The organism is Hyphomicrobium methylovorum, from assembly GCF_013626205.1.
Classification (GTDB): Bacteria; Pseudomonadota; Alphaproteobacteria; order Rhizobiales; family Hyphomicrobiaceae; genus Hyphomicrobium_B; species Hyphomicrobium_B methylovorum.
Genome location: NZ_QHJE01000001.1, coordinates 1,287,402 through 1,301,363 on the forward strand (window position 1 = coordinate 1,287,402; position 13,962 = coordinate 1,301,363).

Genomic DNA, 13,962 nt, shown 5'->3' on the forward strand with positions numbered 1-13,962 from the left:
AAAAGGCGCCCACAACGGGCGCCTTTCTCATATCCGTATCCGGAATTCCGATCAGTTCGTCTTCGATGTCGCCGCAGAGGCGTCAGACGACTTCTGATTGCTGTCGAGCTTGAAGAACGTGTCGACACGCATGCCGGTAAAGAGCGGCGGGTGGCCATCAAGAGATACCATCACCTCAACGACCTCGACGTCGTTCGGGCGACGCGGGCCACGGGTTGCAATGCGCGGCGCGCCAAGCGACTGCGAAATCGACGTGACAGTTCCGTCGAACGTCTGATCCGGGAAGGCATCAGCCTTGACGACGACGCGCTGGCCCACGTGAACCTTGCCCGCATCGCGCTCTTCGACTTCAGCGCGGAGACGAAGCGATGACATATCGCCAAACACGACTGCTGCGCTCTCTGGCGACGGCGCGGCCGTTTCACCAACACGAGCAAGCGTGTTCAACACCGTTCCATCAGCCGGTGCGCGGATGCGCGTGCGCTCAAGAGCCAGCTCTGCCGACGTCAGATCGGCGCGTGCAAGCGCAAGAGAGGCTTCCAGCCGCTGCTGCAGCGGCATGTCGGGCTTGGCGTTGATCGCGGCTAGCTTGTCATGCGCCGCTTTCAGCGCGTCTTCCTTTTTCGTGACGTTATCGCGCGCAGTTTCCACCGCCTCGCTGGTACCGTTCGCGTTCTTCTCAGCGCGATACGCAGCGTCGAACGCTTCCCAAGCCGCAAAGACTTCGCGATGGGCTTTGGCTACCGCGTCTTCAGCGTTGCGACGATCCTGTGCGAGGCCCGTGACCTGCTCTTCGCTGCGCTCACGTTCGCGCACGCTTTCTTCAGCGGCCGCGGCATGAAGCTTGGCGTAGTAATCCTGGTCATCGAGGCGCAAAAGCAAGTCGCCCTTCTTGACCTGATCGTTCGTCTTCGCGAGCACTTCGACGATCTTGCCGCCGACTTCGCCAGCGATGCGGACTTCACCGTTTTTCGGTTCGACGCGGCCCGTGGCGGAGGCTGCCCATTGGGCAACCGGAGCGGGCGTATCGGCGTGCGCTGAGCCCGCCAAATCGCTCAGCGAGCCGCGGTTTTCGATCAGCTGGAATCCGAAGCCGATGGCGACCGCGATCGCTGTTCCCAGCAGTACGGTCGAGATCGCGGGATCAATTTTCTTAAGCATGCAGCTTTCGCCTCTTGGTCAAATCCGTAATTTCCGGGGAATCGATGCCCTCGGGTCGGCGTTCCTCGCCGACGATCTTGCCGTCTTCGATGCGCACGACGCGATCCGCATAACCCAGCGTTCGTGGGTCGTGCGTGACGGCCAATACGCTTCGGCCTTGCTCCTTGGCGATGCGCGCCAGGAGCGCCATGACCGCGTGGCCGTTCTCACTGTCGAGAGCAGCCGTCGGTTCGTCCGCGAGCACGATCGAGGGTGAACTCGCGATAGCGCGCGCAACCGCGACACGCTGCTGTTCACCGCCGGACAGATTACGCGGGTAGTTCGTGAGACGATGTCCGAGACCGACTTCGCGCAAAACTTCTTCAGAACGGCTTGTTGCGGCGAAGCCTTTGACGCCACGGACGTCGAGAGCGATGCGCACGTTCTCGAGAGCGTTGAGCGTCGGAAACAGATTGTAAGACTGGAAGATGAACCCGATGTGATCGCGGCGAACCTTGGCGAGCGCCTCAGCGGACAGGCCTTCGATCGATTCACCGGCGATTTTGATCGACCCCGATGTCGGCTTCAGGATGCAGCCAAGGATCGACAGAAGCGTGGTTTTGCCGGAGCCCGACGGACCCATCAGCAGGGTCAACTCGCCGGGGACCAAATCAAGCGATACGCCTTTGACGGCGACCACCAAGCCAGCCCCGGAGCCGAGCTCTTTGACGATGTTTTCGGCGCGTAGCGCGGGAGTGATTGTCATCTGGAAAATACCGTAGCCGGATCTATTTTTGTGACTTTCACGATGGCCGAAAGCGCAGAGATGGCACACATGAACAGCGTCAATGCGAACAACCAGAACGCGAGCCCTGGCGTCATCACGAGCGGCAACGACGAATTCTTACTCGCGTAGAGTATGACTAGCGCGATTGACATTCCTAAAACGTAACCAATCAAGGCGCTGAGCCCGGCCTGGGCCAGGATCACCTTATGAATATAGGCTTTCGAGGACCCGAGAGCGCGCAAAGTCGCGAACTCGTGAATATGGTCCTTCGTGCTCGAATAGAGCGTCTGAGCGACGATGACGGTTCCGACGAGGCTGCCCAGGATGGCGCCGCCAATCAGCGCCAAGCCGGCACCCGTTCTGAACAGCCATTGCGTCAAGCTGCGGCTCTCAAATTCGTCCTTCGTCAAAACATCCGCTGAATCGAGGCGATGCGAGAGATCGGTTTTGACGCTCTGGATGTTGGCGCCGGGCGCGAGCTTCACGAGCAGGAACGTCGACCGGTCTTCCGGCGCGCCGAGCAACTGGCGAGCGCGGTTCAATGTCGTATAGGCGTAAGGCGATTGCGTGAATGAGCGGATGCCTTCCGTCAGGGCGCGGATCTTGACGCGACCTTCGGCGGCTTGCGCGGTGTCTCCGATGCCATGCACGCCGAGTTCGCCGAGGTAGCTCCGGTCGACCGCAATCGCATCGGGTGATTTGATGTCTTCAAGAGTGCCTTCAGACAGAGACCACGGCACCAAACCCTGATCGTCAGCATCGGCACCAACGAGCACGACGCGCGACGAGCCTCCCGAGGGCTTACGCCACTCCGCGAATGCAACCACCAGCGGCACTACGGAACGAACGCCCGGTGTCGCCAACGCCTGATGACGCTCACGATCCGTGAGCAGAACACCGCCGTCCTCGAAGCTCTTTGCGCCATAAGTTGTAACGATAAGGTCGGCGTTGGAGTGGGCGATGTTCGCCGTTATCATTCGGCTCGAACCCAGGTACAGGCCAAGCTGAACTGCAACGAGCACGATCGAAAAAAGAATACCAATCAGCGTAACGGCAAGACGCACTCGGTCATGCAGCAAATTGCGGAGAGCGAGAGTGAAAACCATTGGTCTGCCGAATCTCGTTGTTGTGCGGGTTGGGCGGGGTCAACCTTCCCAGCAATGCTGCATAGGTGACGGCGCCGGGAACGTGAGTTCGTATAGCTCTAAACTAGAACTTCTACTACCTCCCGTGGAGGACGCAGAATAACGCGGTCTGCCTTAAATCTGCTGCGGCAAAGTAATCTGGTGATGATCCTGATCGCGTCTTAGCGACATGTTTAATAATTGGCTCCAATGTTTGGCCGTTTTCGGGATCTAGGGGTGCGTCATGTCAATTTCTGATCTGCGGTTATTTGTCATGCGTTCGATCGATAAAGGCGTTTCGCGCTCTCTGCTTCGCTCAGCGGCCATTGCCGCGGGCCTAGCTATATCCGCCACCCCCGGCTTGGCAGACCCTCGCGAAGTGGGTGTCTGGTACGACGATACCGGCAAGGGCGCGGTTAAAATCGAGGTCTGCACGCCGACCACGCTTTGCGGGAAGATCTATTGGCTTAAAGAGACGCGCAACGCGAAGGGCGCGCCTTTGACCGACCAGCACAATCCTGAGCCGTCCATGCGCAAGCGGACGATCTGCGGACTGCCCGTTATCGGCGATCTTAAGCAGCTCGCTGAAGGCGGCTTTGACGACGGTTGGGTCTATGACCCCAAGGAAGGCAAGTCTTACAGCGTCGCGATGGAACTCGTTGCTCCGGATAAGCTGAAGGTAACGGGCTATAAGGGCATGCGTTTCCTCGGCAAGTCTTTCATGTGGACTCGCGCTCCGGACGATCTGCCTTCGTGCGATGAACAGGCCGCGGGTCTTCCCGATGGCGCGGGCAAGAGCGCGGCAGCGCCCAAGGCTCACAACCAGGCAGCGGCCAAGAAAAAGCCCGGCGCGAGCGAATCCGCTTCGGCAGCCGGGCAAAAAAGCAAAGTGAAGAAGGACGCTCAGAAGGCGGCTACTCAGCCGCCCCCAGTTGCTTCGAACTAGAAGCAACATCTTTGCGACCCGCATTCTGAGCCTGGGCGGCAAGGATGCGATCGACGAATTCAACCGTGCGATCAACGACATAGCCGCGCTGACGGTCCAGCATCACGAGGTGATAGCTGTCGTCGAGCACTGAGACTTCCACCATGCCGCCGAGCTTGCGCTGGAGTGCCATCGTATTCTTGATGTCGCTCTGATCGTCGTGGCGCGGATGGAAGATCAGCGTGTGGAGCTTCACCAGCCGGAGCATCGGCCGGACATTTCTCACGAGTGAGAAGAACTCATAGACCGTACCGCCACCGCGCATCGTGATGTCGGCGGGAAGGTTGTCGCTGCCACGCATCGCTTCGAGAGCGAAGTTGCGGATGCGCTCATCCTTGATGCCATACGGCGCAGGTGTGCGGAATTTGAAGAGTCGCGCTGTCCACTTGTCGGTGACGAGGTGGAAGAGGCGAATGATCTTAGGAATTGCCCAGCCGTTTACCGAGAGCGTCGGTGCGTAGAGCATAAGTCCGGAAATCTGATCTTGGCGATAAGCGGCGAGGCGCAGCGCCAAAATCGAACCTGCAGATGCGCCGCCGATGATGACGTTATCGCACATGCCTTTCAGGTCATCGAAAGCCTTCGAAACCGACGCATACCAATCCTGCCAAGTGGAAAGACCGGAAACGTCCGTGCCGAAAGTCAGACCGGGCACTACGGGGCAATACACCGTCAATCCCTTGCGGGAGAGGGCGTGAGCCACAGACTTCATCTCTAATGGCGAGCCACCGAGCGAGTGCACCAGCAAAACGCCAGTTGATCCCCCACGGATAAATACGCTGCCACGAGGGCACTGAAATTGTTCTTTGATTTTCATTACCTACGTGCACTTGCTCTAATGAAATTCGAACGTTCTTTACGACGCAGTGGCTAAGGATGCCAACGCAACTTTGTCGCGGCGCCGTAAGCTTCAGAACCTCTCAGAACAATCCCTACCTAAGAAATAGTTTTCGAAAGTTATTACGAACCTGCTGAAAACGCCATACCTTTCGAAACCGGCATAAGGCGGATTGGTAAACGATATCCTGATGCCAACAGCGTCGATACGGCGCGAACTTTTTACATGATGTTGCAATGCGGCAAGAGCTGGGTTTTCCCGTGCGGCACATGCGCCTTCATCCGAAGGCGATAGGTCTAAGACCTACTCCTTACGGAAGAATTCGTTGCGACAATTGAATGTAACAACGCGCCGCGCCCGCAAGAGCGCACCCCGCAAGGCGTAGCGGTGGACTGACAATGCCAGCCACTGTTCGTCCGTAATCGTCACGTTATAATCAGCGTGAAAATTCGGATGCGCCGAATGCTATCCATGCGGATCCCGTCGACGTGACCTTTGCGCTGCGCTTTCCGATCACTGTCCTCAGTCTCGCTGCTCTCCTCTCGAGCCAACTGCCCATCGCGGCGGTGCTGGCGGCGCCCATCAGCCGTGGTGACTACGAAGCGTGCCAGGCGCGCGACGATGCAGGCCTCAAGGCGGCCGTAACGACAATCGTTGCCGACGCGATCACGAACGGCACCAAGTCCATCGACTACCGAGCATTGGTCGCTGAACAGTGGCGCATACGAAATCTCGATCAGGTCATCGATACCCGGGTCGACATCGCCGTTGCAGAAGTGACGAACGAGACAAGCTGGACAGAACGGCTCAAGTCGCTCGCGGATACGGAAAAGTCGCAACAACTCGCGACGATGGTTGCCGAGCGCGTCTATCACTCCGATGCCGTGAAATCGGCAATCGAAGATTTGGCGACGGGCGTTGCCAAGGAAGTCGGCAAGAGCATCGAATTCGCAAGCACGGACGCAACCAGCTCATTGCTGCAATGCCTGCAGGCGTTCGTGGGGCCGCGCTATGGCGGAGCGGTTGCTGGGGCGCTCGCCGGTGACGCCAGCAAGGATGTTAAGCTCAATCCGAACACTGGTTCGGGCGATATCTCCGCTGGCTCTATGCTGGAGAAGTCTAGCAGCGGCCTCGCTGGAGCAACGATCCTGATCGTGCGCCGTCAGCTCGCCAACCTGGCCCAGCGCGTTGGTCAGCGGATCCTCGGCAGCATCCTTTCCCGTCTTGTTTCCGTGGTTGCCGGAGGCGTTGGGCTGGTTCTGATCGCCAAAGACCTCTGGGATTTCCGCAATGGCGTCTTGCCGATCATCGCCACCGAAATGAAGGCACCCGCGACGAAGGAGAAGGTGCAAGACGAACTGGCGACGATGCTGGGCAGCCAGATGCAGGAGCACGTGAAGGAGATTGCCTCGGCCGCTGCCGATCAGGTGGTCAATGTCTGGCAGACGTTCCGGCGCGCACATGCTCTGGTTCTCAAAATCGCAGACGAGAACGGCGAATTTCGAACCTTCCTCGACGGACTGGACCCGCAGGCCCTGACGCGCCTCGACGAGGTCGTTTCCATACTTGTCGCGTCGGAGGGCGAAGGCGCCATCGTCCAGCGCCTTCATGACGGATCTCTCAATCGCGCGGTTCATCTCATGCCTGCGGACGGGCTAGAGATCGCGCGCGACACGAAATCGATCTCGGCTGCGCTCGACTGGACGTCGCTCGCGGGTGACCGGCTGAGCAAAGTTCTCGGATATGAGTTGCATCGACGCATGTCGGCCAAGGATCTGACGAAATCCTCTCTCGATCGCATTCTCGCGCTTAACGATCGGGCGACCATCATTAAGATCGCGAGTTTACCTCCTACGGCGCGGGACGCTCTTTTCCGGCTGGACACCAACGACCTCAATTCGCTTTTGCGAACGCTTTCCGAGGACGAGCTGCGATCTCTCGCGGGTTATCTCGACGGCTTGAAGCCGCAGCCTCGCGATCGCGTGCTGAAGGCAGTGGCTGAAAGCCCGGCGAAAATGCAGGTGCTGGCCTCCCAGTCGGTTCGGGAGAGAATTATCGCCAGCCAGGATCAGACGGCCGCTGCTGACATGATGCTGACCCCGGCGAAGGGGTTTTCTCCCCGACCATTCTTCAACGATGCACAGCTTGTCTGGGATGGCCGCGTCGAACCGCTTTTGCTTTGGGACAAACATCCGAAGGCTTTGGCGGTGCTTGGATTTTTCGCGCTCATCATCCTGCTGTGGTTTGCACGCCTGTTCCGGCCGAAGCGGCGATCTGGCGAACCCGCCGTAGGCAGTTGAGCCTCAGTCAGCGGCGAACTTTCCACATACAAAGCAGCAGTGCTTGTCCCTCGGCGCAGCCTGCCTGCTATAAGGATTCGCCATCAGCGGACGATCCGCTGAGCCAACGTGGGGGGCGAACATGGCTATTCGACTTCGTAGTGAGGAGGGAGTTCGGGATATGGGTTTGAAAGCACCGGGCATCGTAACGTTCATGATCTCGGTTATCTTGACCGTCGTCGTTTTGATGTCTCAATGGTTCGGCGCGAATATTCCAGGTCTGACGGGCAATGAAGCCTGGGCGCTGCTTGCCTCGTACCTCATCCTGATGCTGGGCTGCATGGTTCGCGGAATGTAAGCGCGACGTGTTCGGGGTGTTGCCCACCGTCGGTGTTGGAATTCGGCGAGATCATGTTCGACGATGTGCGCTCGTGTCGCGCGGCAACCGGCGGAATGGAGCGGCATCATAGGGCTCTCTATCGATCAGACAATGACCAGCGAAATGCCTCAGACATTTGCCCGGCGCGCGCGCCATTCATCGAAGGCCATCATGGCTGCCGTTGCGCTTACGCTTGCGGGGCTGGCGGCGCTGGCGCTTACCGCGCGGGAAACGACACAGACCGCAGTGAAGACACTGGGGCCGGTTTCGTTAGACCCTACGTTGGAATTTGCGCCAGTGCATTCGCAGCGGCAGGGCCCCGGTTTAGACCTCGTTCCGGTCGTCAACCGCTAAGCGCGGCACCAGCGGCTCAGCGCGCATGAGGCCGCGCACCGAATTCCCCAGATAGATATTCCCCGGGCCATTCAGGTCCTGCACGGTCAGCTTGGCTTCGACTGCCTTGCCGTCATCCAAAAGCGCCGCGCGCAACGTGCCGGGCAACACACCCGCCGCAAGACGTGGCGTCAGCAGCTTGCCGTCGCGCTCCAGGAAGATCGTTGTGCGACTGCCTTCGGTCAGCTCGCCATTCTCATTGAGATAGATCACCTCGTCGGCGCCGAGCGTTTCCGAGAAGTGCTTCCATTCCCGATCGTAGAGATCGCGGCGCGTGGACTTGTGATACAAAAACAGATCGGTGCTGTTCACTCGGCTATCCGAGATAACGTAGCGCATTACGCTGTCCGGCGGCGTTGCCGGTTGTGGCGTCGCCGTTACCGTTAGCCCGCCGTCCTCATCGAGCAGCAAGCGAACACGGAGCCGCTCGTTCGGATTTTCAGCGACAGCACGATCGATCGCATCGTTCACTCGCTCGGCATCGAACACGAAACCGAAATACGTTGCCGATGCCGCAAGACGCGCGAGATGGTAGCCGCGCAGCCAGATCCCTGCTCCGGGCTCATGAAGCATCGTCTCGATCAAATCGAAGCGGCGCACCGGGTCGGTCAGAAACTTCATCTTCAACAAGCACTCGGCGTACTCTTTGACGCCGTCGGAATCGGCAACAATACCTGAGCCGATTCCCATCTCTCCGGCGCCCTTGCGGTCGATCACCGCGGTGCGGATCGCAACGTTGAAGAGGCCGCGGCCGTCCGGCGAAAAGCGGCCGATCGCGCCGCAGTAGATTCCGCGCGCTTCGGTTTCGAGTTCGCGGATCAATTCCATGGCGCGAATTTTTGGCGCGCCCGTAACGGAGCCCGGCGGGAAAATCGCTTTCAGGATATCGGCGAGGCCGATGCCGGATTTGAGATCGGCACGCACTCCGGACGTCATCTGATGCAGCGTCTTGAAGGTTTCGACCGTGAACAGATCGGTGACGGAAACCGATCCGAGTTCGGCGATGCGCCCGAGATCGTTGCGCATCAAATCGACAATCATCAGATTTTCGGCGCGGTTCTTGATGTCCTTCGAAAGCGCACGGCGAACTTCTGCGTCCGCCTCTTGCGTACCGGCTCTCGGCGCGGTGCCTTTCATCGGGCGCGTTTCAATCTCGGTGCCGCTCTGCTTGATGAAGAGCTCGGGCGAAGCCGAAAGAATCGTAACGTCGCCCGTGTCGACCAGTCCGGCGTAAAGAACGCGCTGCTTCAGGCGGAGATCGCGATAGAGCGCCAGCGGCGAGCCCGCGAGCTTGAACTTCGCCTTGAACGTCAGGTTCAGCTGATAGATGTCGCCGCTTCTGATGTTGTTTTGAACTTCGGCGAAGCGCTTCAAGTATGAGCCGCTGTCCCAGCTATGGGCCAGTTCGCCGAGTGTCGGCGTGCCGATCGCCTCGTCGTTCAGCCATGCCTGGACTTCCGAGCCGCGCAGTCCGCGCGGTGACGAATACAAGCCGAACCAGAGAAGCGGCACTTTGCGGTTCGCCGGCAAAAGCGACGCGAGGCGCGGCTCCAGCAGGTAGCCCAGTTCATATGAGAAGAAACCCGCGGCGTGGAGACCGCGCGCGAGACCGGCTGTCAGCGAAGCCACCGCGGCATCGACTTCGGCCGGCGTATCCGCGCGAACGATCTCGACCGGATGCTCGAACAATTCGGACACCGCTTCGAGGCTCGTGCTGTTGTCGAGCAGAACGAATCCCTCGGCCAGCGCGGGTGTCGCGCTTCTGGAGCGGTTCGGGGTACTGGGGCTTGCGCCTAGTGACGCGCGGCCACTGAAATCATTCGATGAGGTTGGCATGCCTGCTTCTAGCCCGACTGCCGCGCGATTGCCACTTAAACGGTCGTCGGAAGCAGCCCGCAGAGCGTCGTGCTTATGGCCTAACGCGGCGACGGCTGCGTCACGTTTGCAGATGACCGCGCGATCTCTCCGCAGTTCCGTGACAACCGTACAGAAAAACTGTCACGAGGGGTTCCCACGCGCTCGAATTATGCTATAGCCGCGACTTGGGCCGCTCGGAGACGAGCGGCCTTGCTTATCCGGACGGGCCGAACGCTTCAGCGTCGGTCCAGGTGACGCGGGGTGGAGCAGCCCGGTAGCTCGTCAGGCTCATAACCTGAAGGTCGTTGGTTCAAATCCAGCCCCCGCAACCAAACTCAAAAGCCAATAAAGTAAGTTATTTTTAGCGAGTTGCATCCGCTTGGCGACAAGGCGGAAAATCTGCGCCGTGGCGAATCCGTGGCAAAAGATCAGCTCAAAGCCTGTCCGAAGCCCTCTTCGTGAACTTCAGCAAATCACCGACACTTGGCTCTCGCTCTTATGGGAGGCGTGTACATGGCGCGGGCTACAATTGGAAAAGCGAAGTCGCTTGCAGACCAATGGAAGGCCCAGCGCGAAGAGCACGACAACGCACCGAGCGCGGCATACTTCGGTGATGCGGACGCTTACGATCTGATCGCCATGTGGAAGAGCGGTAAGAACTTCGACGGCAAGAAGCTGACGCGGCGCGAGTTCGGTTGTCTTGTGGAACGCTGGGTTGAAGTGTTCGGTGATCTGCCTGCCAGTAGCGGCGAGGCTGTGGCCGACAGCGCGACCGAGCACGTTGCGCCTTTACCCGAGCCCGCCGACGACACGATGCTGCGAGTAGATGACGTCGTGCGCCTCACCGGCCTTTCGCATTCGACCATCAAGCGCATGATCAGCGATGGCCGCTTCCCCAAGCACTTGCGCATCGGAGAACGGGCGAAGGGCTGGCTCGCACGCGATGTGAAGGCGTGGATCGAAGCGCTGAACGAACAACGGCGCCGCCCTCGCCAGTAGCTCGCGCCTCGCCTCGCACCGCTCGCCATCCTCAGGCCCCGAGACGACGCGAGATGGCGAGCGCCAGCCAATAGGGAAAAGGGCACCCCCTTTCGCGCACGTGTCGATGCGTGGGTAGCCCCCAAAACGCCGGCTGGTTCCTTTCATTCTATACCGATGGCCAAGCACACGGCGCTGCGCTCAGGAAAAAATTCGATCCATCAATCAATAAGATGTATGGACATCTCTGCGAGCAACCAGTCTCGCCGGTAGGTACTACACCTGTTCCGGTATGAGTTTGTCGAGTTGAGTTGGAACGCGACAGTGGCTCGGTTTGGGACTGCCATCAGCCGAAAATCTTGGTCCGCCCCTCCCTGCGAAACCGAGGAACCTCGCCGGTCGCCGCATGTTGGCATGACAGCGATTAGCGCCAGACCAGGGTATTTCTCATGTATCACCACGTCAAAAAGCTCATGTACACGGTCCGCGTCGAAGAACCGGATCCAAAATTTGGAAACATGCTACTTGAACAGTTCGGGGGCGCCAATGGCGAGCTCGCGGCTGCCATGCAATATTCCGTACAGGGAATAAACTGCGAAGACCCTGCTCGCAAGACCTTTTGATGGACATCGGGACCGAAGAACTGAGCCATCTTGAAGTCGTCGGCACTCTAGCGCGTCTGCACCTCGCGCCGATGAAGTTTGGCCGGGACGCAGCGGAAGCTGATCCCTTGATTGCGATCGCTGGTGGCGGCGGCGTAAATCTTTATAACTCAATGGGCAATGCCTGGACTGCCGATTATCTGAAGATCACGGGAGAGTTGGACGTCGATTTTCGCAGCAACATTGCTGCCGAAGCGCGGGCGAAAATCGTTTACGAGCGTTTGATCAATTTCTGTGACGACGTAGGCACTAAAGATGCGCTCCAATTTTTAATGAGCCGCGAAATAACCCATATGAAGGCGTTCGCGGCTGCTCTCGACAGCTTAGAGAAACCCCGGTTTTCTGTGGGGCAGGTTGCCCCAACAGCGAGGTTGGTCAATCAATACCTCAACACGTCAACTGGCGACGGAGAACGCGGCGAGATCGACGCTCGCGGACCTTGGAATGAAGGCGGGGACTGGGAATTCCTCGAAAGCCCGGTGATGAATGGTTATTCCGAGGGATCGAAGATATCGACGGAAATGAAGACCGAAGCGTCAGATGCAGATAATCCCGATACAGTGCGAACGCTCCTAATCGAACAGGTTCGCGATCTCTTGCATGCTGAGAAGCAGCTCGTAAAGGCGCTGCCGAAGATGGCAAAGGCTGCGCAGTCGGAACAATTAACGATGCTCTTCAATCAACATTTGCAAGAGACGGAAGTCCAAGTCGAACGTCTGGGAGAATGTTGCAAGCTGTTGAAGGCTCCTGCACGGGCGAAAACCTGTAAGGGTATGATCGGGTTGTTAGACGAAGGCGATGAAATCATGACTGAATATCAAAAAAAGCCCTCAGGCATGGATTTGGCGCTTATTGGCATGGGCCAAAAAGTAGAGCACTATGAGATCGCAGGATATAAAACGGCGCGCGATCTTGCCCAGCAGTTGAAGGAAACGGCTGTCGCTCACCTGTTGCAGCGCTCCCTTTCGGAGGAAGAGAACGCAGATCAGCTTCTTAACCAGTTGGCCAGGCCGCCAATCCTACCTTCAACTGCATCTGGCGAGGCAGTTTATAATAGAGGGTGGGGCATAGCGAACTGAGGGCCATAATGCAAGCCGACGAAACGCCAGGCGATTACATTAGCCGTGCGAAGGCCAAATTGGTCGCATGGAACGAGGCACGCAACGAAGCTGACACGGCGAGCCGCTTCGATCGCTGCGCGGCTATATTCGGTGTTGGAGACGAGAATGGCACGGTCACGGCTTTCGCAGAATTGGTGGATAAGGTGCTGACAGAGCCAACGCAAATCGTTGGAAAGCGAGTGCACCGCGAGAAGTTCTAGAAGAGGTGATCGCGTGACTCATTTCTTCGATCATCGCGTCGTTCGCGGAGTTTGCCAAGAAGCATGGCGTGCTTTCGCAGGCTGCGGCGCAGTAGTGACCGATCAATCCGCTACGCAGCGGAGTTAACGAACGAGTTTGTGCGAAAGCGAAGCTACATTTGGAAACAGCAACTTTGGTGGTCCAGCGGTTTTTGCTCTCGAAAATCCATCAGAGTGTTTCGCTTAAAACCAGCGTCGTTCGCGAAACACCAAACCTGATAGCGTCCCCGCGATTTTGGCAGATGACACTATGAGGCTTGCGCAATTAGGGACCTAAGCCCAAAGGCGAGCGCCACCCTTTCGCGTCGCGTACTTCAAGGAATGATCCGAGACTTTTATCAAGAAGATTGCGGAAGAAAAGAAATCTATTAACAAGCCAAGCAACCAAGCGGCAGCACTTAAACTAAGGTCACGTTATCCCCCGCTTCACCTTCCCCGGCCACTTCGTTCTATCCTGCGCAGCAATCATCTCACCGCCGAAGCGCGCGATAAACTTCAGCGGGTGCGCCTCTTGAGCGAAACGCCAAACATTCCACCCTCACCATCGCGCACAAACGAATGCCCGAGCGGCGCTAGCGACAGGTCATTGCAGAACTTGCCAGCATGCCCATAACGCTCACCGAATGCTCCCCCCAACTCCCGCCGCAAATTGAGATGCCCATCACGCTATTGGGAATTGAACGTTATAGATACACGTCATATGTATCTTTTGGTAGTGAAGCATTTCATACAGTTCATGGAGGACACAATGAAAGCTTGGAGCAAACCAGAAGTTCGCGAGCAGGAAGTTGGGCTCGAAGCAACGTCGTACTTGCCAGCCGAAATTGACTTGATCTGAGCTGATTAGATCGTGTTCGAGAAACCGTGACGGCGCGTGTCGTCGCCACGGTTTTATAGTGCCGCGTTCGATGGAAACGGCTACATGAAGGTTCTCAGCTTACGCCGGTTTCGATATTTGTTGCTGTCGTTCCTAGCAACTGCGATGCCTGTTATCGTCGTCGCGGCTGATTTGGACCGAACGCAGGTCATCGCCCAGATTGCAGCAGCGGCACCTGGAGAGGCACCTGACCTTACCGGGAAAGACCTCGCTGGCGTGGACCTGTCGGGTGTTGACTTCAAAGGGCTGATCTATTCGCCGCGAACTTAACCGGTGCAAAGCTCACCCATGCAAACCTCGCGC

At 58.1% G+C, this 13,962-nt stretch carries 13 protein-coding genes, 1 tRNA gene and 1 pseudogene; 10 read left to right on the top strand and 5 right to left on the bottom strand.

Annotation, left to right across the window (positions count from 1 at the left end):
* Positions 1–51 precede the first annotated feature (51 nt).
* From DLM45_RS06290 to DLM45_RS06300, 3 genes are read right to left on the bottom strand one after another with little or no spacing between them, the layout of a single operon-like run.
* Positions 52–1,161, bottom strand: coding sequence for an HlyD family secretion protein (locus DLM45_RS06290; RefSeq protein WP_181336322.1), 1,110 nt, complete (start codon positions 1,159–1,161; stop codon positions 52–54).
* A complete protein-coding gene (locus tag DLM45_RS06295) occupies positions 1,154–1,906 on the bottom strand; it encodes an ABC transporter ATP-binding protein (RefSeq protein WP_181336323.1) in 753 nt (250 codons plus the stop codon). Before DLM45_RS06295 ends, DLM45_RS06290 begins: the two co-directional genes overlap by 8 nt.
* Entirely contained in the window at positions 1,903–3,033 is a 1,131-nt protein-coding gene (locus DLM45_RS06300) for an ABC transporter permease (protein ID WP_181336324.1), read from the bottom strand. Before DLM45_RS06300 ends, DLM45_RS06295 begins: the two co-directional genes overlap by 4 nt.
* 262 nt (positions 3,034–3,295) lie before the next feature.
* On the opposite strand from DLM45_RS06300, the gene DLM45_RS06305 reads away from it, so the two are divergent.
* The gene (locus tag DLM45_RS06305; protein WP_181336325.1) at positions 3,296–3,997 is read left to right on the top strand and encodes a DUF2147 domain-containing protein; all 702 of its coding nucleotides are present in this window, start codon (positions 3,296–3,298) and stop codon (positions 3,995–3,997) included.
* Here DLM45_RS06305 and DLM45_RS06310 read toward each other — a convergent pair.
* Positions 3,966–4,853 carry an alpha/beta hydrolase gene (locus DLM45_RS06310; protein WP_181336326.1) on the bottom strand — a complete coding sequence of 296 codons (888 nt, stop codon included), beginning with the start codon at positions 4,851–4,853 and terminating at the stop codon, positions 3,966–3,968. The two genes, DLM45_RS06305 and DLM45_RS06310, sit on opposite strands and share 32 nt — an antisense overlap.
* Before the next feature lie 509 nt (positions 4,854–5,362).
* Here DLM45_RS06310 and DLM45_RS06315 point away from each other — a divergent pair.
* The 3 genes from DLM45_RS06315 (at position 5,363) to DLM45_RS06325 (ending at position 7,886) form a co-directional block, all read left to right on the top strand.
* Positions 5,363–7,174 carry a hypothetical protein gene (locus tag DLM45_RS06315; RefSeq protein ID WP_181336327.1) on the top strand — a complete coding sequence of 604 codons (1,812 nt, stop codon included), beginning with the start codon at positions 5,363–5,365 and terminating at the stop codon, positions 7,172–7,174.
* 160 nt (positions 7,175–7,334) lie between these two features.
* Positions 7,335–7,511 carry a hypothetical protein gene (locus tag DLM45_RS06320; RefSeq protein WP_246317191.1) on the top strand — a complete coding sequence of 59 codons (177 nt, stop codon included), beginning with the start codon at positions 7,335–7,337 and terminating at the stop codon, positions 7,509–7,511.
* A 132-nt stretch (positions 7,512–7,643) separates the two neighbouring features.
* The gene (locus tag DLM45_RS06325; RefSeq protein WP_181336329.1) at positions 7,644–7,886 is read left to right on the top strand and encodes a hypothetical protein; all 243 of its coding nucleotides are present in this window, start codon (positions 7,644–7,646) and stop codon (positions 7,884–7,886) included.
* Here the strand turns inward: DLM45_RS06325 and pabB are convergent.
* Positions 7,857–9,761, bottom strand: a complete 1,905-nt coding sequence (gene pabB / locus DLM45_RS06330) for an aminodeoxychorismate synthase component I (RefSeq protein WP_181336330.1) — start codon at positions 9,759–9,761, stop codon at positions 7,857–7,859. The genes DLM45_RS06325 and pabB overlap by 30 nt on opposite strands.
* 276 nt (positions 9,762–10,037) lie before the next feature.
* Here pabB and DLM45_RS06335 point away from each other — a divergent pair.
* From DLM45_RS06335 to DLM45_RS06365, 6 genes and pseudogenes are all read left to right on the top strand, one after another.
* A tRNA-Met gene (locus tag DLM45_RS06335) sits at positions 10,038–10,114 on the top strand.
* A gap of 181 nt (positions 10,115–10,295) precedes the next feature.
* On the top strand, positions 10,296–10,781 hold the full coding sequence (locus DLM45_RS16385; protein WP_210269807.1) for a helix-turn-helix transcriptional regulator: 486 nt from the start codon (positions 10,296–10,298) through the stop codon (positions 10,779–10,781).
* Positions 10,782–11,209: 428 nt separating this feature from the next.
* Positions 11,210–12,501 (top strand): annotated as a pseudogene (locus DLM45_RS06345) (DUF892 family protein).
* A gap of 8 nt (positions 12,502–12,509) precedes the next feature.
* On the top strand, positions 12,510–12,743 hold the full coding sequence (locus DLM45_RS06350) for a hypothetical protein (protein ID WP_181336331.1): 234 nt from the start codon (positions 12,510–12,512) through the stop codon (positions 12,741–12,743).
* Positions 12,744–13,530: 787 nt separating this feature from the next.
* The gene (gene pqqA / locus DLM45_RS06360) at positions 13,531–13,620 is read left to right on the top strand and encodes a pyrroloquinoline quinone precursor peptide PqqA (RefSeq protein WP_181336332.1); all 90 of its coding nucleotides are present in this window, start codon (positions 13,531–13,533) and stop codon (positions 13,618–13,620) included.
* Between the two features lie 84 nt (positions 13,621–13,704).
* The gene (locus DLM45_RS06365) at positions 13,705–13,929 is read left to right on the top strand and encodes a hypothetical protein (protein WP_181336333.1); all 225 of its coding nucleotides are present in this window, start codon (positions 13,705–13,707) and stop codon (positions 13,927–13,929) included.
* Positions 13,930–13,962 lie beyond the last annotated feature (33 nt).